Source organism: Nocardiopsis lambiniae (assembly GCF_031845465.1).
GTDB lineage: Bacteria > Actinomycetota > Actinomycetes > Streptosporangiales > Streptosporangiaceae > Nocardiopsis > Nocardiopsis lambiniae.
Map to the genome: position 1 here is coordinate 1 of NZ_JAVREP010000006.1, position 16,472 is coordinate 16,472.

18 protein-coding genes and 1 pseudogene are annotated in these 16,472 nt (G+C 71.7%); 12 read left to right on the top strand and 7 right to left on the bottom strand.

Translation table 11 applies throughout. The features are described from left to right. Positions 1–57: 57 nt before the first annotated feature. Entirely contained in the window at positions 58–546 is a 489-nt protein-coding gene (locus RM479_RS10745) for a peptidase inhibitor family I36 protein (RefSeq protein WP_311511570.1), read from the bottom strand. A 305-nt stretch (positions 547–851) separates the two neighbouring features. On the opposite strand from RM479_RS10745, the gene RM479_RS10750 reads away from it, so the two are divergent. Then, on the top strand, positions 852–1,616 hold the full coding sequence (locus RM479_RS10750; protein WP_311511571.1) for an SDR family NAD(P)-dependent oxidoreductase: 765 nt from the start codon (positions 852–854) through the stop codon (positions 1,614–1,616). A 109-nt stretch (positions 1,617–1,725) separates the two neighbouring features. Here the strand turns inward: RM479_RS10750 and RM479_RS10755 are convergent, their stop codons facing one another. After that, a complete protein-coding gene (locus RM479_RS10755) occupies positions 1,726–1,992 on the bottom strand; it encodes an HPr family phosphocarrier protein (RefSeq protein ID WP_311511572.1) in 267 nt (88 codons plus the stop codon). A 32-nt stretch (positions 1,993–2,024) separates the two neighbouring features. Continuing rightward, positions 2,025–2,978 (bottom strand): 1-phosphofructokinase, encoded by a 954-nt coding sequence (gene pfkB / locus RM479_RS10760; RefSeq protein WP_311511573.1) that lies wholly within the window; start codon positions 2,976–2,978, stop codon positions 2,025–2,027. Between the two features lie 320 nt (positions 2,979–3,298). Here pfkB and RM479_RS10765 point away from each other — a divergent pair, with 320 nt between their 5' ends. From RM479_RS10765 to RM479_RS10805, 9 genes are all read left to right on the top strand, one after another. Then, a complete protein-coding gene (locus tag RM479_RS10765; protein ID WP_311511574.1) occupies positions 3,299–4,060 on the top strand; it encodes a DeoR/GlpR family DNA-binding transcription regulator in 762 nt (253 codons plus the stop codon). A gap of 133 nt (positions 4,061–4,193) precedes the next feature. Then, positions 4,194–5,309 (top strand): PTS mannitol transporter subunit IICB, encoded by a 1,116-nt coding sequence (locus RM479_RS10770; RefSeq protein ID WP_311511575.1) that lies wholly within the window; start codon positions 4,194–4,196, stop codon positions 5,307–5,309. Then, the gene (locus RM479_RS10775; RefSeq protein WP_311511576.1) at positions 5,306–5,614 is read left to right on the top strand and encodes a PTS lactose transporter subunit IIB; all 309 of its coding nucleotides are present in this window, start codon (positions 5,306–5,308) and stop codon (positions 5,612–5,614) included. The genes RM479_RS10770 and RM479_RS10775 overlap by 4 nt, the downstream gene beginning before the upstream one ends. Further along, positions 5,604–6,059, top strand: coding sequence for a PTS sugar transporter subunit IIA (locus tag RM479_RS10780; RefSeq protein WP_311511577.1), 456 nt, complete (start codon positions 5,604–5,606; stop codon positions 6,057–6,059). The genes RM479_RS10775 and RM479_RS10780 overlap by 11 nt, the downstream gene beginning before the upstream one ends. Before the next feature lie 136 nt (positions 6,060–6,195). Further along, complete coding sequence (locus tag RM479_RS10785; RefSeq protein ID WP_311511578.1) at positions 6,196–7,236, top strand: zinc-dependent dehydrogenase; 1,041 nt, start codon at positions 6,196–6,198, stop codon at positions 7,234–7,236. Positions 7,237–7,324: 88 nt separating this feature from the next. Then, positions 7,325–9,010, top strand: a complete 1,686-nt coding sequence (gene ptsP / locus RM479_RS10790; RefSeq protein ID WP_311511579.1) for a phosphoenolpyruvate--protein phosphotransferase — start codon at positions 7,325–7,327, stop codon at positions 9,008–9,010. A 1,170-nt stretch (positions 9,011–10,180) separates the two neighbouring features. Continuing rightward, on the top strand, positions 10,181–10,573 hold the full coding sequence (locus tag RM479_RS10795) for a MerR family transcriptional regulator (protein ID WP_311511580.1): 393 nt from the start codon (positions 10,181–10,183) through the stop codon (positions 10,571–10,573). A gap of 120 nt (positions 10,574–10,693) precedes the next feature. Further along, positions 10,694–10,936: a hypothetical protein gene (locus RM479_RS10800; RefSeq protein WP_311511581.1), complete on the top strand. Its 243-nt coding sequence runs from the start codon at positions 10,694–10,696 to the stop codon at positions 10,934–10,936. Between the two features lie 196 nt (positions 10,937–11,132). Then, entirely contained in the window at positions 11,133–11,381 is a 249-nt protein-coding gene (locus RM479_RS10805; RefSeq protein WP_311511582.1) for a hypothetical protein, read from the top strand. 146 nt (positions 11,382–11,527) lie between these two features. On the opposite strand, the pseudogene RM479_RS10810 reads toward RM479_RS10805, so the two are convergent. Continuing rightward, positions 11,528–11,938 (bottom strand): annotated as a pseudogene (locus RM479_RS10810) (DUF899 family protein); the annotation flags it as partial. 45 nt (positions 11,939–11,983) lie between these two features. Then, the gene (locus RM479_RS10815; RefSeq protein WP_311511583.1) at positions 11,984–12,346 is read right to left on the bottom strand and encodes an ArsR/SmtB family transcription factor; all 363 of its coding nucleotides are present in this window, start codon (positions 12,344–12,346) and stop codon (positions 11,984–11,986) included. 190 nt (positions 12,347–12,536) lie between these two features. On the opposite strand from RM479_RS10815, the gene RM479_RS10820 reads away from it, so the two are divergent. After that, entirely contained in the window at positions 12,537–13,352 is an 816-nt protein-coding gene (locus tag RM479_RS10820; protein ID WP_311511584.1) for an SAM-dependent methyltransferase, read from the top strand. Between the two features lie 132 nt (positions 13,353–13,484). On the opposite strand, the gene RM479_RS10825 is transcribed toward RM479_RS10820, so the two are convergent. Both RM479_RS10825 and RM479_RS10830 read right to left on the bottom strand, forming a co-directional pair. Further along, positions 13,485–14,363, bottom strand: a complete 879-nt coding sequence (locus tag RM479_RS10825) for an alpha/beta fold hydrolase (protein WP_311511585.1) — start codon at positions 14,361–14,363, stop codon at positions 13,485–13,487. After that, positions 14,360–14,998 carry a TetR/AcrR family transcriptional regulator gene (locus RM479_RS10830; protein WP_311511586.1) on the bottom strand — a complete coding sequence of 213 codons (639 nt, stop codon included), beginning with the start codon at positions 14,996–14,998 and terminating at the stop codon, positions 14,360–14,362. Before RM479_RS10830 ends, RM479_RS10825 begins: the two co-directional genes overlap by 4 nt. A 143-nt stretch (positions 14,999–15,141) precedes the next feature. Here RM479_RS10830 and RM479_RS10835 point away from each other — a divergent pair, with 143 nt between their 5' ends. Then, the gene (locus RM479_RS10835) at positions 15,142–16,329 is read left to right on the top strand and encodes an MFS transporter (RefSeq protein ID WP_311511587.1); all 1,188 of its coding nucleotides are present in this window, start codon (positions 15,142–15,144) and stop codon (positions 16,327–16,329) included. The last annotated feature ends 143 nt before the right edge of the window (positions 16,330–16,472 follow it).

Sequence of the window (16,472 nt, forward strand, 5' to 3'; positions counted from 1 at the left end):
CGGTGGGATCCCACCGGGGGCGGCGCCCGTCGTTCCCGCTCGCGCGGTCCCGTCACATCAGAAGCGCACCGACGCGGCGTAGTGGTTCATCGAGGGGACGCTGACCCCCTGCCGGTAGCTGTTGGAGGGCGTCCCCTTGCAGTTCTTCTTCGTCCAGATGGCGGGCAGGACGCGCTGGGACCCCGTCTTCAGGGACCTGACGACCATCGGACTGAACATGTTCCAGCAGGTGCTCCCTGCCGCGTAGCTGAATTTCCGCCCGGTGTGGTTGGTGCCGCTCCACAGGCACACCTCCTTGGCGGCGCACGACTTGTTCGCCGCCTCCACCGATCCGGCGGGCGCGTCGCGCAGGACCGCGCCGTCCGAGAGGCGGACGACCGTGGTCCCGGTCGGCTCGGTCTCGCTGGAGACCACGTGGGTCTCGATCCCCACGGGTGCGCCCTGGGGGAGGGTCGGGACCTCGGCCGCCTGGGCGGGTGTCGCGAGAAGGGCGGCACCGGTGATCACGGCGGCGGCCAGGGAGGTGAAAGACAACGTCAACTTCATTTTTTCCTCGGGTCGACTGCGTTCGGTCCCGGTGAACGCTATGAAGCGAATCGACGTGCCGCAAGTGGGTGGCCGAATTCGGCCAAATCTGCTTTTGATTCTTCCTGTCAAGGTTGTATTGTCATGGCCTTCTGGAGATCGGCCGGTTTTCCCGGGGGTATTTCTCCCGGCCCGGGGCGCGCCCCGGGCCAGGCGCGCACGCCGTCGACGACGCGCGCACCGAGGCGCCCGGGGGCGACCGGACCGTCCCGGGCGTCCCCCGGATACGCTCGGCGCGACAACGACCTTGCAGGAGGGGAACCACCATGACAGCGACCGCCGTCGTCACCGGCGCCAGCAGCGGTATCGGCGCCGCCACCGCCCGGGGTCTGGCCGCCGAGGGGTACGACGTGGTCCTCGTGGCCCGCCGCGCCGACCGGGTCGAGGAACTCGCGGCCGAACTCGTGAAGGCCGGCCACAACGCCCGTGCCGAGGTCCTGGACGTCACCGACCGGGACGCCGTCGACGCCTTCGCCGCGTCCCTGCCGTCCTGCGACGTGCTGGTCAACAACGCCGGCGGAGCCATCGGCACCGAATCCGTCGCCACCGCCGACCCCGCCGACTGGCGGGCGATGTACGAGGTCAACGTGCTGGGCGTGCTCAACATGACGCAGGCCCTGCTGCCCGCGCTCGTCGAGAGCGGGGCCGGCACGGTCCTGGTGGTCAGCTCCGTCGCCGGGCACGTCGTCTACGAGGGCGGCGGCGGGTACGTCGCGGCCAAGCACGGCGCGCACACCCTGGCCGCGACCCTGCGCCTGGAACTGTGCGGAGAGCCCGTCCGGGTCCTGGAGATCGCCCCGGGCATGGTCAAGACCGAGGAGTTCTCCCTCAACCGGCTGCGCGGGGACTCCGACGCGGCCGAGGCCGTCTACGCGGGCGTGCCCGACCCGCTCAGCGCGGAGGACGTCGCCGACACCATCGTGTGGGCGATCACCCGGCCCGCGCACGTGAACATCGACCTGATGGTGGTCCGCCCCCGTGCCCAGGCCGCCCAGCACAGGATCCACCGGGTCGCCCCCGACCGGGACTGACCGCTCCGGCGGCGCGCCCGAACACGCGGAACACGCCAACGCCCGCGTCACCGATCCGATGATCGGCGGCGCGGGCGTTCGTGTTCGTCGGGACCCACGGCCCCGGGGATCAGGAGTCCAGGTCGGAGGCGAGGAGTTCGGCCAGGGAGTCCAGGGCCTCCTCGGCGTTCTCGCCCTCCGTGGCGAGGGTGACCTCCTCGCCGTGCTTGACGCCCAGGGACATCACGGCGAGCAGGCTGCGGGCGTCCACCGGGTCCTGTCCCTCGCCGGCGACGGTGACGGGCAGGCCGGTGGCGTTGACGGCCTGCACGAACAGGGTGGCGGGACGGGCGTGCAGTCCGAGGACGGAACCGACGGCGACGGTGCGCTGGGACATCTGTTGCTCCTTGGGAGTGTCCGTTGACCTGGTCACGGGCGGTCGACGAGGGAGTCGATCGGCCAGGTCGGATCGGGATCGGGGACCACCTCGACGGCGTCGACGTTCACGTCGTCGGGTGAGGGGATGGTCGTTCCGGGCAGGGACACCGCGGCGGTCCCCCAGGCGACCGCGTGGCGCAGACGTTCGACGGGGGAGTCGGCGGGGATCAGGAACCCGGCGAGGGCGCAATCGCCGGCGCCCACGGTGCTGCGGGTGCGCACCCGGGGACCGCGCGCCCACCACACGTGTTCGGGCCCCACGAGTATGGCACCGTGCCCACCCAGCGTCACGAGGACCGATCCGTTGCCGAGGGCGATGAGTTCCCGGGCGGCCGAGGTGACCTCGCCGACACCGGTGAGAGGCCGGCCGCTCAGCTCCGAGAGCTCCTCCAGGTTGGGTTTGACGAGCGCGACCGAACCGGCGTTCACCGCCGCCTCCAGGGGTTTGCCGGAGGTGTCCAGGGCCAGGGCGACGCCGTGGGCGGCGGTCAGCTCGGCCACGCGCACGTACAGGTCGTCGCCGGCCCCGGCGGGGAGGCTGCCGCTGGCGACCACCCAGGCGGGGCGCCCGGACAGTTCGTCCTCCAGCGCCGCCAGGAGGGAGTCGGTCTCGGCGGGGGACAGGTGGGGGCCGGGCGCGTTGAGCTTGGTGGTGGTGCCGTCGGTCTCGGTGACGGCGACGTTGGCCCGGGTCTCGCCCTCGATGGGGACGGTGAGGCGGGGCAGGTCGCCGAGCAGGGTGGTGAGCTCGGCACCGCCGCCCCCGCCCACGGGCAGGATCGCCCGGGTGTCCGCCCCCGCCAGGTGCAGGGCCCGGGCGACGTTGACGCCCTTGCCGCCCGGCTGGGCACGCGTGGAACCCACCCGCAGGACCTCGCCTCGGACGAGGCGGTCCACCTCCAAGGTGTGGTCCACGCTCGGGTTGGGGGTGAGGGTCAGGATCATGGAAGCTCTTTTCGCGGTCGCTGCGCCCGGCCCGGTCCGGATGTTGGACTGCCTTTGATTATGTGTGTTCATCTGTGTGTGTCAATACTGTTGCCCCCTGGTTTCCGGTTCCCTGGAACACCGTAGGGGTGCCGTCCGACGTACCGGGGTGGGTCCCGTGGATGCTTCCCTCCATGTTCACGGCGATGTTCGCGCCAGGTGGCGCGAGAGCACGGTCCCCGGGTGGTCTTGCTGCGATATTGGATGAAGGTACCCCTTGTGTGTCCCAGGCAACACGATTAAACTCACCGAAAACCACACCGAAACACAGGTGATCCAACATGTACGCGGAAGAGCGCCAGCAGGCGATCCTCGGACGCGCCCGCCGGGACGGCCGGGTCGACGTCACGGGGCTCGCCGCGGAGTTCGACGTCACCTACGAGACCATCCGACGAGACCTCACGGCGCTGGAACGCCACGGGGTCCTGCGGCGGGTCCACGGTGGCGCGATCCCCGTCGAGCGACTGGGCTTCGAGCCCGCGCTCAACGTGCGCGATTCCGTCATGACACAGGAGAAGGAGAGGATCGCCAAGGCGGCCCTGGACGAACTCCCGGCCGAGGGCGCCATCCTGCTCGACGCCGGCTCCACCATCGGCCGGCTCGCCGAGCAGTTGCCCGTCGACCGGGAGTTCACCGTCGTCACCAACTCCCTTTCCATCGCGCTCACGCTCACGCCGCGCACCAACATCAACCTGATGCTGCTCGGCGGTCGTCTGCGCACCCGGACCCAGGCCGCAGTCGACGCCTGGGCACTGAGGTCGCTGGCCGAATCCTTCGTGGACGTCGCCTTCATGGCCACCAACGGCATCTCCGTCGAACGCGGGCTCACCACGCCCGATCCGGCGGAGGCCGAGGTCAAGCGCGCCATGATCGCCTCGGCCAGACGAGCCGTCCTCCTCGCCGACCACACCAAGGTCGGCAACGACCACTTCGCCCGTTTCGCCTCCGTCGAGGACCTGGACCTGATCATCACCGACCAGGGATTGGCCAGCGGCCTCGCCGACGAACTGGAGGCCGCCGGACCCCGCGTCCGGGCGGTCTGACCAGGACCGGCACCCGTTCGGGGCGGTGCGTCCCCGTCCGAACACCGTCCGTCCAACCGGACGGGTGCCCACTCACCACCCACCTCTACGGCCTGGCTCCCACGCCGGCCGCACCTCTCAGGAGGTCCCCCACATGTCCACCGCACAGCAGCAGAACACGGCGCTCGCCTCGGCGCGCTCGGGAATCCAACGCTTCGGCGGGTTCCTCGCCGGCATGGTCATGCCCAACATCGGCGCGTTCATCGCCTGGGGCCTGATCACCGCCCTCTTCATCCCCGACGGCTGGTGGCCCAACGAGTACCTGGCCCAGCTCGTCGGGCCGATGATCACCTACCTGCTGCCCCTGCTCATCGCCTACACCGGCGGCACCATGGTGTACGGGCAGCGCGGTGGTGTGGTCGGCGCTGCCGCCACCATGGGTGTGATCGTCTCCGCCGAGATCCCGATGTTCCTCGGCGCCATGGTCATGGGTCCGCTCGCCGCGTACCTCATGAAGCACTTCGACCGCGTCGTGCAGCCGCGCATCAAGTCCGGCTTCGAGATGCTGGTCAACAACTTCAGCGCCGGCATCCTCGCCGCGCTCATGGCGGTCCTGGGCGCCTACGCCGTCGGACCGATCGTCAGCCGCATCGCCAACGGCCTCGGCGCCGGGGTGCAGTTCCTCATCGACAACAGCCTGCTGCCGCTGGTCTCGATCATCGTCGAGCCCGCCAAGGTGCTGTTCCTCAACAACGCCATCAACCACGGCGTGTTCACCCCGCTGGGCACGGCCCGCGCCCTCGAAGACGGCCGCGCCATCGAGTTCCTCATCGAGACGAACCCCGGCCCCGGCCTCGGCGTGCTCATCGCCTGCATGCTCTTCGGCCCCCGGATCAGCCGCGCCACCGCGCCCGGCGCCATCGTCATCCACTTCTTCGGCGGCATCCACGAGATCTACTTCCCGTACATCCTCGCCCAGCCGAAGCTGATCCTGGCCGTCATCGCCGGCGGCATGTCCGGTGTGGCCACCTTCATGGTCCTGGACGCCGGCCTCGTCTCCGCGGCCTCGCCCGGCAGCATCATCGCCCTCATGGCCGTCACCCCGCCCGGTGGTCACCTGTCCGTCCTGGCCGGTGTCACCGTGGCCACCGTGGTCTCCTTCGTGGTCTCCTCGCTCCTGCTCGGCTTCGGCCGGGCCGAGCGCAAGGCCGCCCGCGAAGAGGCCGCGACCCAGCAGAACTCCGAGAAGAACGAGGAGAGCGCCGTATGAGCAGCATCCAAGGGTCCGAGATCAAGAAGGTCGTCGTGGCCTGCGACGCCGGTATGGGCAGCAGCGTCCTGCTCACCACCCAGCTCAAGGGCAGCCTCGGCAAGTACGGCGTGAACGTCGAGCACTCGCCGGTGGACCGGATCCCCGAGGACGCCGACCTGGTCCTGGTCCAGGAGGGCCTGGCCGCGCGCGCCCGCACCCGGGTGCCGGACACGGTCGTGCTCGGTTTCCGGATGTTCCTCGGCGACCCCGTGTTCGCCGAGGTCGAGAAGGCCGTCCGGGACGGGGGCACCCTTGCCGGCTGAATCGGCCCGACTGGTCCTCACCGAGGACGCCGTCCGCCTGGGCCGCGTCGCGAAGGACCGGGCCGACGCCATCGACCAGTGCGGGGAACTCCTGCTGGAACTCGGCGCCGTCGAACCCGGATACCTGACCGCGATGCACGAACGGGAGGCCTCGGTACCCACCTTCCTCGGGGAGGGGGTGGCCATCCCGCACGGGACCGATCCGTCCCGGGTCTTCGTCAGGAGGACCGGGCTGGCCGTGATCCAGTTCCCCGACGGGGTCGACTGGGGCGGCCCCACCGTCCACGTCGCCATCGGCATCGCCGCCTCCGGTGAGGAGCACCTGGGCATCCTCACCGCACTGGCCGGGGTCCTCACCGACCCCGACAAGGCCGCCCGGTTGCGCACCGCCGCGACCCCGGCCGACGTGGTGGCACTGCTGAACCCCAAACCCTCGGACGACTGACCCCGGTGGCCGTCACACGGCCCGGTCGTCCTCACCGCCCCGCCCGCCGTCCGCTCACTCCCCGGACCGGCGGGCGGGGGACCACCGCCCGAGCGGGACAATCCCCGCACCCGGGCCGCAACACGAAAGGCCGAACATGCTCGTCGCCCGCTTCTACGCCCCCGGTGACATCCGACTGGAACAGGCACCCGAACCCACCGCCGGTCCCGGCCAGCTCAAGATCGCCGTCGTCAACTGCTCCACCTGCGGCACCGACGTGAAGATCTTCCGTCACGGACACCACCACATCGATCCGCCCCGGGTCATCGGCCACGAGATCGCCGGCCGCATCGTCCAGGTCGGCGACGGGGTGGAGGGCTGGGCCGAGGGCGACGCCGTCCAGGTCATCGCCGCCATCCCGTGCGGCACCTGCACGGAGTGCTCCGACGGCCGGTTCACGGTGTGCTCGCGCCAGGAGTCCATGGGCTACCACTACGACGGCGGGTTCGCCGAGTACATGATCATCCCCGAGTCCGTTCTGGCCGTCGACGGGGTCAACCGCATCCCCGAAGGCCTCGACTACGCCGAGGCCTCCGTCGCCGAACCGCTCGCCTGCGTCCTCAACGGCCAGGAGATCGCCGGGGTCGGTGAGGGCGACGTCGTCGTGGTGATGGGCGCCGGTCCCATCGGCTGCCTGCACGTGCGACTGGCCCGTGCCAAGGGTGCGAAGAAGGTCTTCCTCGTGGACGTCAACCGGGGCCGCCTCGACATGTCCGCCCGGATCGTCGAGCCCGACGCCGCGATCTGCGGCGAGGAGGTGGACGCCGTGGAAGAGGTGCTGCGCCTCACCGACGGACGCGGCGCCGACGTGGTCATCACCGCCGCCGCCGCCGGACGCGCCCAGGAGGACGCGCTGAGGATGGTCGGCCGCAGCGGTCGGATCAGCTTCTTCGGCGGCCTGCCCAAGGACAACCCGATCATCGCCCTGGACTCCAACATCGTCCACTACCGGGAGATCTCGATCTTCGGCGCCAACGGCTCCAGCCCCGAGCACAACAAGCGCGCCCTGGAACTGATCGCCACGGGCGCGGTGCCCGTCGCCGACCTCATCACCGAGCGGATGGCGCTGGCCGACGTGCACAAGGCCATCGAGACGGTCGCCTCCGGCACCGCCATCAAGGTGACCATCCAGCCCTGACCTCCCCACGGCCCCGGAAACGGGGCTACCACGACCCGCCCTCCTGATGTTCCCTGAGATCACGGGAACACCGACCCACGGAGTGATCATGGCGCACACCCGGTCCCCCTCCCACCTCAACGGCATCCCGGCGGCCCCGGGTGCGGCGGTCGGTCCGGTGGCGCGCATGGCGCCGCCACCGCGCCTGCCCGACCACCGTCCCGCCGCCGGCGACCCGGACACCGAGGCCGAGGCCGCCCGACGGTCCCTCGAAGGGGTCGCCGCCCGCCTCGACACCCAGGCCGCCGAGCTCGGCGGGGACGCCGCGGCGGTGCTCGGGGCCCAGGCCCTCATGGCCCGCGACCCCGAGCTCGGCCGTCGGATCGGTGAGCGCACCGCCGCCGGCGACCCCGCGGCCTGGGCGGTGCACAACGCCTGCGAGACCTACCGCGAACTCCTCCTGGCCGCCGGGGGGTACCTCGCCGAACGCGCCGCCGACCTGGCGGACATCCGCGATCGTGCGGTGGCCGCGCTGCTCGACCTGCCCATGCCGGGGCTGCCCGATCCGGGCGTTCCGCACGTCCTGGTCGCCGAGGACCTCGCGCCCGCCGACACCGTTCGGCTCGACCCGGCCACGGTCCTGGGGATCGTCACCCGGTACGGCGGACCCACCAGCCACACCGTCATCCTCGCCCGGGGCCTCGGGCTGCCCGCGGTCGTCGGCTGCGCGGACGCCGACTCCCTCCAGGACGGGGCGACGGTGGCGATCGACGGCGATGAGGGGCTCGTCATCGTCGAACCCGACGAGGACACCGGCCGGCGGATCCGCCGACGCGCCGAACTGCGCCGCTCCCTGCTGAGCTCGTCCACCGGCCCGGGGGCGACCGCGGACGGGGTACCGATCCCCCTGCTGCTCAACGTCGGGGAGGGCGACCCCGAGACGGCCGCCGCCCACGACAGCGAGGGCGTGGGCCTGCTGCGCACCGAGTTCCTCTTCCTGGAGCGGACCGAGCCACCGACCCGCGAAGAGCAGACCGTCGCCTACGCCCGGCTGTTCGCGGCGTTCGCCGGGCGCCCGCTCACCGTGCGCACCCTCGACGCGGGCTCCGACAAACCGCTGGCGTTCGTCCCGGTCGGGGAGGAGGACAACCCGGCCCTGGGGGTGCGCGGTTACCGTACCGCCCGCCTGCACCGGGACCTGCTCGTCGACCAGCTCGCCGCCATCGCGGCGGCCACCAAGGAGACCGGTGCCGACGTCCGGGTGATGGCGCCCATGGTGTCCACGCCGGGGGAGGCCGAGGAGTTCGCCGACCTCGCCCGCGCCCAAGGGGTGACCCGGGTCGGGGTGATGATCGAGGTGCCGGGGGCGGCCCTGCTCGCCGACCGGTTGCTGACCAAGGTGGACTTCGTGTCGATCGGCACCAACGACCTCGCCCAGTACACGATGGCCACCGACCGCACCCTGGGCTCCCTCCCGGACCTGCTCGATCCGTGGCAGCCATCGCTGCTGTCCCTCATCGGGACCGTGGGATCCGCCGGTGAGCACCTGCGCACCCCGGTGGGCGTCTGCGGAGAGGCCGCCGCCGACCCGCTGCTGGCCCTGGTCCTGGTGGGGCTGGGGGCGACGAGCCTGTCGATGTCCGCTCCGGCCCTGCCGGGGGTGCGTCACGCCCTGGCCAACCACACCCGGGGCGAATGCCTCCGGTTGGCCCAGCTCGCCCTCGCCGCGTCCAGTGCCGAGCGGGCCCGCGCGGCCGTCCGCGAGGCCGCGCGGCCGGAGGTCGCCGCCCTATGACCGTCGTGGTCGGACTCCGTCGCCGTGGGACCGCAGCGGATGCCCGGCCACGACCGGAGGCGTCGTCCGCCTGACCGCACGACGTCTCCACGCGGGGGCGGGTTCTGCGGGCTCGCCCCCGCGCCCTCACGGGTCACGGACGATCAGAGGTCATCGTGTACACGATGACCTCTGATCGTGCCGGGACATGACCGTTTCCGTCCGTGCCCACCCCTCCCAGGCCCTCGACGGCGCCGGCACGGATGTCTCCAGGGTCGTCGACCCGCGACGACGGGGCCGTCGAAGCCTTCGCCTCCCCCGGGTCCTGGAACGTGCGGGACGGCCCGGAGAAGAGGAGCCGCGTCGGCTCGTCGAGGAGCGCCGGAACCCGCCGACCGTACCCGAGCGGCACCGGGCCCGTTCCCGGCCTCACAGGCTCGGGGCGGGCCCTTCCAGGGAGAGCGCGCCCATCAGGAACGACCAGGGCGGCGGGCACGCCGGCAGGGTTCCCGGTACCGCGACTCCGGCCCCGGCCGGGGCCGTTCCCACGGGGGTGCCCGGCCCCCGCGCACCCCACCCGCGCGGGGAGGCTCTCGGCGCGCCCTCGTCGGGTCCCGTGCGCGCGGGTCCGGATCCGTCCTTCGGGGCGCCATGGACCCTGCTGGAAGGACACGACAAAATCTCTTCTCTTCACGGTAGATATTGGCCTGTGCTCCTGATACCTTTTCTCTCGTAGGAACAGAGATCCACTGGTTGACCACCGGATACGCCGGTGTACGGCAGGACCGGCATCCCGCGGTACAGGGGATACCGGAGCAGGAGAGCAGTACGCGGTAGGGCTCGACCGGCGCGCGAGTGTTGGACGGCGTCGGGAGCCGGTAGGACCGTTACATCGGTATCCCGCCCGTACGGGGGAACCGCGCCAGGAAGTCATGCACGAAGTGAGATCGAGAGGAGCAGATGCCATCAGGATCGCCCGGGTGTGAGGTGGCTCCACTCGGGTACCGCAGGCCCCGGATTCGGAAGAAGGTGGTCCACGGTCACACAACCGCGATCCCCGTTATCCCGTATCGGCTCGTCCTTGGGAAGCGGAAGACCGGCAGCGGCCGGTAGATGGTATTGAACTCTCGGGCCCCGACGCTTAACGGCGTCGGGGCCCTCGGTGTGGGCTGAGGAGAGAAAGAGGAACGCTTGCCCCGTCCCGGAGCAGAAGACCGATTCGATGACGACGACTACCCCGCCTACACCATGGGCCGTGCCGCGGAGATGATCGGTACCACGCCGGCCTTCCTGCGCGCCCTGGGGGAGGCCCGCCTGATCGAGCCCCTGCGTTCGGCCGGCGGCCACCGCCGTTACTCTCGTTACCAGTTGAGGATCGCCTCTCGGGCCCGCGAGCTCGTGGACGCCGGGACCCCGATCGAGGCCGCGTGCAGGATCATCATCCTGGAGGACCAACTGGAGGAGGCGCAGCGGATCAACGAGGAGCTTCGCGCCTCCGGGGCCTTCCCCGGACCCGCGACCCCGGCCGAGGCACCGACGAGGTCCACGGGGAAGGGAGATCGCTCCGATCCGCGGGTAGGTTGAGGCCGTGAGCGGGCGTCCCGACCGGGTCATGGCCGTCGTGACCGGGGGCCGCGCTTCTCGCGGCCGGCCGTCGGGCCCTCCGACCGGCCCGGTCCCGCATCGAACCCTGAGGAGGCCCCCGTGACCACGACCTCGATCACCACCAACGTGCAGATCTCCATCAGCCAGCCCGACGTCGAGGACGTCAAGGTGTTCTGGCAGGAGGACAACCCCGAACTCCTGGCCTTGGCCCTGATCGACGTGGCTCCCGGGGTGACCCTCCACCTGCACGACGACAGCAGGGACCGCCCCTACCTGGACAAGCTGATCGCGACCCTGTCCGAGGCGCGCGACCGGATGTCCGATCAGGACCGGGACGCCTGAGACGCGATCGGTCTCGATCCCCACCCGCGTCCCGTCCCCTTCCGCTACGTAGGGCCGGCGGAACTCGACCTCATGGCGAGGATCGCGGGAATGCGCCCGGTGGACCGCTGGGAGGACTGGGACCGGTCGCCTTTCGGTGATGAGAGCGAGAAGCACGTCTCCGTGTGGGAGAGGACCGCCGACTGAAGGAGGGGCCGTGCCGGGTGAGGGCGCGCGTCGTGAACGCGAACGGCGGCGGGCACGGGAGCGGTCGGCCCGCCACGCCTCAGGGCGGTGGGAGATCCTCTTCGAGACCACCGACCCGGCGGAGATGCGTGCCCACCGGGCTCGGGAACGGGACCGCCTGAAGCGGTACCGCGAGGACGACCTGCGCCTCGACGTCCTGTGCGGTCGCCTGGAACAGGACACGTGGTACCGCCTGAGCGTCTTCGTCCCGGACCCCTGAGCGGGCCGGCGGACCCGGACGGCCCCCTCCCACCAGGAGTCCTTCACCTTTCGGGCGGAACCGCCCACCGGGGCGGACCGTTCGCGTCGTGCGGGGGTTCCGCCCGACCTCCGACGCCACCCACCGACGCCGTCGGCCCAGGGGTGTCAGTGGCAGTGGCCGTTCCGGCCCAGGGTCTTCACGGGGGTCGCGCCGGGGCGGGTCCACTGCGGTACGGGGCGGCCGGTCGGGCCCGGGGTGGCGTTGCCGTCCGCGTCCGAGCGCCAGAACCAGGACGCGTCGCGCCCCTCGGGCCTGTCCTCCCACGCCTCGCCGCGGCCGTAGGGCGTCATGTCGAGCAGGCTGACGGATCCGTTGGCCGGCTCGGTACCGCGGCCCGTCGTGGAGTAGGTGAGGAACGCCCGATCGCCGTCACGCAGGAAGCAGGCGAGGAAACCCATCTCGCCGCCGACCGGCGCGGCCACGTCGCGCACCGAGTACCAGGGCTGGGTGTAGCCCACGAACTCGACGTAGGAGGCCACCTCGTCCCAACGGCCCGTGGTCAGGATGGCGAACGAGACACCGCGGGCGTCGTGGCCTCCTTCCCGGTCCGGCCGTCGCGGTCACTCGTGGAAGGGCTCTCCCGTGACGACGTGGTCGGCGTGGTTGAGGGCCTCCAGCACCAGCCTGCGCAGGTGGCCGTCTCTGAGCCGGTAGATGACGTGGCGCGAGTGGCGTCGCGACTCCACGAGTCCGGCGAGACGCAGCTTGGCCAGGTGCTGGGAGACGGCGGTGCGCGAGGCCCCGCAGGCCTCGGTGAGGCGGCCGACGTCGGCCTCGTCCTCGGCGAGGAGCCACAGCAGGTGCAGGCGGGTGGGGTCGGACAGCAGGGCGAAGACCCCGGCCGCCACGGCGATCCGATCCGGATCGAGGGGCGCGGGGTGGGAGAGGCTCGGGGTCGTCCGCCGGTCGTCGCTGGTCCGCATACGCGCAGTCTAGGTCCGCTCGGGTCCTCCGCCGGCGCGGGCCCGAACGTCGCGCGGCCACGCGACGGCGGTGGTGTCGTCTATCGTTGATCCGACTCAAACCTCCGCCGTGGGCGGGCTTTCCGGTGTCTCGGCGTCGGACTCCCCACCCTGAGACGCGGACCCCCTGTGCATCGAGGTGGACACCCCCATGACCGACGACAGGCCCGCGCCCGCGGGCTCCGACCGCTCGCCCCAGATCGACACCACCCGGACCCACTCGGCCCGTATCTGGAACTACTGGATGGGCGGCAAGGACCACTACCCGATCGACCGCCTGGCGGGCGACGCGGTGGCCGAGGGCTTCCCGGAGATCGTGGACCTGGCCCGGACCAGCCGGGAGTTCCTGATCCGCGTCGTGACCCACCTGACGCGCGACGTGGGGATCCGCCAGTTCCTCGACATCGGCACCGGGATGCCCACCGCCAACAACACGCACGAGGTCGCCCAGTCGATCGCCCCCGAGAGCCGTGTCGTCTACGTGGACAACGACCCCCTCGTGCTCGCACACGCGCGCGCCCTGCTGGTCGGCTCTCCCGAGGGGGCCACCGACTACATCGACGCCGACCTGCGCGACCCCGACACCATCCTGGAGCGGGCCGCCGAGACGCTGGACTTCGATCGGCCCATCGCGCTCATGCTCATGGGGATCCTGGGCCACATCCCCGAGGACGAGGTCCAGCCGATCGTCCGCCGCCTGCTGGACGCCCTGCCCTCGGGCAGCCACCTGGCGAGCTACGACGGCGCCGACACCAGCGAGGCCTACAACGCGGCCATCGAGGTCGGGAACAAGCAGGGCGACGTCCCGTACCTGCTGCGCAGCCCGGAGTTCATCGCGGCCCGCTTCGAGGGACTGGAACTGCTGGAACCCGGCGTCGTCCCCTGCCCCCTGTGGCGCCCCGCGCCCATCGAGGTCGGCACCCGTCGCGGGCTCGACCAGTACGGCGGCGTGGCGCGCAAGCCCTGACACCGTGACGAGGGGCGCCGAGAGGGGCGGAGCCTGAGGCACGCCGCCGTTCACCGCCACCGAACGGGAACGGCGGGCGTCCACCGGACCGGCCGACCGGGCCGTACGGGTCTCCCGACACGCACGGCCCGGTCAGCGCCGGATCCCGTCCAGGAACCGGATCACCTCGCTCAAGAACCGGTCGTGGGCCTCCAGATGGGCCAAGTGGCCGCACTCGGGCACGCTGACCAGGCGGGCGTCCGGCATCAGCGCGGCGGCCCGGCGGGAACCGTCGATCGGCACCAACGGGTCCTTCTCACCATGGAGGAAAAGGGTGGGGGCCGTGATGGACGCGACCTCGTCCATCGCGTAGTTGAGCATGGTCCCGCGCCCGATGGTGGCGAGGTTGTAACGGACGAAGGCCAGGGAGGCCCCCGGCGCGGTCGCCTCGCGTGCGAACTCCTCGATCACCGGTTCGGGCAACGTGGCGATGTCGTGGACGACGGCGCGCATCAACGAACGGGTGAACCGCCCGGTGAATCCGCCGAGTGCGACGAGCAGGCGTTCGGGCAACCGGGTCGTCAGCCACGCGGCGCCGTGCGCGAAACGGTCGCGCAGGATCGGCACGAGGCCGCAGGGTGCGATGAGCACCAGGCCGTCGACGACTCCGGGGTGCCGTAGCGCCAGCCGCAGCGCCACGTCCCCGCCCATGGACACACCGACCGCGACCGCGCCCTCGACGCCGATGGCCGCCATCGTCCGCGCGACGAGATCGGCCTGTTCCCAGGGGCCTCCGACCGGGGGGATCCCGGTGGTCCCCCCGAAACCGGGCAGGTCCACCGCGATGACCCGATGCGTCCTTCCCAGGGGTTCGATGAGTCGGTACCAGGAGATGGCCGCGTTGTCGGTGCCCCCGCCGTGGATCAGCACGATCGGCGGTGCGGTCGGCTCTCCGGCGGTCAGGGCCCGGACACGGCCGCCGTCCACCTCGATGAAGCCGACCTCGGCGCCGGGGGGCATGAGCCGTGTCATCGGTGCCCCCAGGTCTCGGCCAGCCGGTCCGCCAGGCGCGCGAAGCACTCCTTGCCCGGGTCGGTGTCCTCGACGTCGGCGTCGGCGGAACGGGCGACCAGCGTTCCCATGGACAGGATGAGGGCGTCCACGTCCCCGTGCGGTGCGGTGGCGGCCAGGCCCACGTTCCACACCGCCAGGTTCACCGCGAGTGCCGAGGCGTCGATGTCGGCGCGCAGCATGCCGGCCTCGGACAACTCCCGGAGGAAGTCGACGTCCAGGACGCCATGGGAGCGATGGAGGGCGGGGCCGTCGCCGCCGAACCCTCCGGGAGGTCGGGAGCCCTGGTAGAGCGAGACCAGGAAGGGGCGGTCGTGCATCGCCTTCAGGGAGTGCGCGAACAGTCGTGACGGCAGGCCACCGCGAGGGTCGGTGGCGACCGCCTCACGCGTGACGTCCAGGGCGAGTCCCATCTCGCGGTCGATGACCGCTCGCAGAAGGGCCTCCTTGCCGCGGAAACGCAGGTAGAGGACCCCTTTCGCCACTCCGGCGCGGGCGGCGATCTCCTCCATCGTGGTGCGTGTCGGGCCGTGCCGTGCGAGCACGTCCGCCGCGGCTTCGAGGATCACGGCGGTATCGACGCTGGGGCGGACCATGACGATGGCCTTAATGACTGAAAAGTTTCATTTGGTCATTCAGCTTACCCGGACTCGTCGGAGACCCGTTCATCAATAGGTGCGTACTTGCGCACATATATGATTCGAGGCGTCGTCCCCTCTCCTCCACGGTGGTGATCCTGATGTGGCGCGTTCTCGCGGACTCCCCCTCCTACCGGCGGATGTTCACGGCCCAGGTGGTGGCGCTGAGCGGTACCGGCCTGGCGACCGTCGCCCTCGGCCTGCTCGCCTACGACCTGGCCGGTGACCGTGCCGGCGCGGTGCTCGCCACCGCGCTCACCATCAAGATGCTCGCCTATGTCGGTGCCGGCCCCCTGCTCACCGCCCTGCTGTACCGCGTACCCCGTCGGGGCGTGCTGGTCGGGGCCGACGCGGTGCGCGCGCTCGCGGTGGGCGCCCTTCCCTGGGTCGATCAGGTGTGGCACGTGTACGTCCTGATCGCGGTGCTCCAATGCGCCTCGGCGGTCTTCACCCCCGCCTTCCAGGCGATCATCCCCGAGCTGGTCGACGACTCCGGCTACACGTCGGCGCTGGCCCTCTCACGCCTGGCCTACGACGTCGAAGCCCTGGCCTCGCCCCTGCTGGCCGCCGTCCTGCTCACCCTGCTGCCGTTCCACGCCCTGTTCGCGCTCACCGCGGTCGCCTTCGGCGTCTCCGGAGCCCTGGTGCTCACCACCGGGCTTCCCCCGCGCACCGGCGACCCCCGACGGGCCGCCGCGACGTGGTGGGTCTTCGTCACCGACCGCCGGTTGCGGGCCGTGATCCTCCTCGACCTGGCGGTGGCCGTGGTCACCGCCCTGGTCCTGGTGGACACCGTGGTGCTGGTCCGCGCCCACCTGGGCGGCACCGACACCGGTGTGGCGCTGGCCCTGGCGTGTTTCGGGGTCGGCTCCATGGTGATCGCCTTCGCCTTGGGCCGACTGGTGGACCGGTTCGGCACCCGTGCGCTCATGCTCGCCGGCCCCGTCGTGCTCACCGGCGGGGCGGCGCTCACGGCGGTCGGATGGGCCCTGGCCCCCGGCCCGATCGTGCTCGGAGCCGGCTGGGCGGTGCTGGGGGCCGGCTGCTCCCTGATCGCCGCCCCCTCCGGTCGGGTGTTGCGCGACGCCGCCCCCGAGGGAGGCCTGGCGGGGGTGATGGCCGCTCGCTTCGCCCTCTCCCACGCCTGGTTCCTCGTCACCTACCCCCTGGCCGGTCTGGCCGGAGGCCTGGACCCCGTGGTGGCCTTCGCCGGCTCGGCGCTCGCGGTCGGGGCGTGCGGGACCGCGGCGGCCCTCCTGTGGCGTCCCGGTCGGCTCTCCCGGGTCTGACCCGGGCCGGTGCGCGCCGCCCGCCGGCGGGCCGGTCGGCCCTCGGCGCGTCGGTCCGGGGCCGTGGTGCCCCGGCCGTCACCGAGGGCCTCGGGCACCAGGTCGAGCCCGACGTGCACGTCTGATCCCCTGGCGGAAGGACG

What these genes read in the sequence shown, in the direction of transcription:
- RM479_RS10745 (WP_311511570.1), bottom strand. Translation starts at nt 546, where the DNA reads ATGAAGTTGACGTTGTCTTTCACCTCCCTGGCCGCCGCCGTGATCACC.
- ptsP (WP_311511579.1), top strand. Translation starts at nt 7,325, where the DNA reads ATGGCGCACACCCGGTCCCCCTCCCACCTCAACGGCATCCCGGCGGCC.
- RM479_RS10755 (WP_311511572.1), bottom strand. Translation starts at nt 1,992, where the DNA reads ATGTCCCAGCGCACCGTCGCCGTCGGTTCCGTCCTCGGACTGCACGCC.
- RM479_RS10825 (WP_311511585.1), bottom strand. Translation starts at nt 14,363, where the DNA reads ATGACACGGCTCATGCCCCCCGGCGCCGAGGTCGGCTTCATCGAGGTG.
- RM479_RS10815 (WP_311511583.1), bottom strand. Translation starts at nt 12,346, where the DNA reads ATGCGGACCAGCGACGACCGGCGGACGACCCCGAGCCTCTCCCACCCC.
- RM479_RS10750 (WP_311511571.1), top strand. Translation starts at nt 852, where the DNA reads ATGACAGCGACCGCCGTCGTCACCGGCGCCAGCAGCGGTATCGGCGCC.
- pfkB (WP_311511573.1), bottom strand. Translation starts at nt 2,978, where the DNA reads ATGATCCTGACCCTCACCCCCAACCCGAGCGTGGACCACACCTTGGAG.
- RM479_RS10835 (WP_311511587.1), top strand. Translation starts at nt 15,142, where the DNA reads ATGTGGCGCGTTCTCGCGGACTCCCCCTCCTACCGGCGGATGTTCACG.
- RM479_RS10770 (WP_311511575.1), top strand. Translation starts at nt 4,194, where the DNA reads ATGTCCACCGCACAGCAGCAGAACACGGCGCTCGCCTCGGCGCGCTCG.
- RM479_RS10765 (WP_311511574.1), top strand. Translation starts at nt 3,299, where the DNA reads ATGTACGCGGAAGAGCGCCAGCAGGCGATCCTCGGACGCGCCCGCCGG.
- RM479_RS10830 (WP_311511586.1), bottom strand. Translation starts at nt 14,998, where the DNA reads ATGGTCCGCCCCAGCGTCGATACCGCCGTGATCCTCGAAGCCGCGGCG.
- RM479_RS10785 (WP_311511578.1), top strand. Translation starts at nt 6,196, where the DNA reads ATGCTCGTCGCCCGCTTCTACGCCCCCGGTGACATCCGACTGGAACAG.
- RM479_RS10775 (WP_311511576.1), top strand. Translation starts at nt 5,306, where the DNA reads ATGAGCAGCATCCAAGGGTCCGAGATCAAGAAGGTCGTCGTGGCCTGC.
- RM479_RS10820 (WP_311511584.1), top strand. Translation starts at nt 12,537, where the DNA reads ATGACCGACGACAGGCCCGCGCCCGCGGGCTCCGACCGCTCGCCCCAG.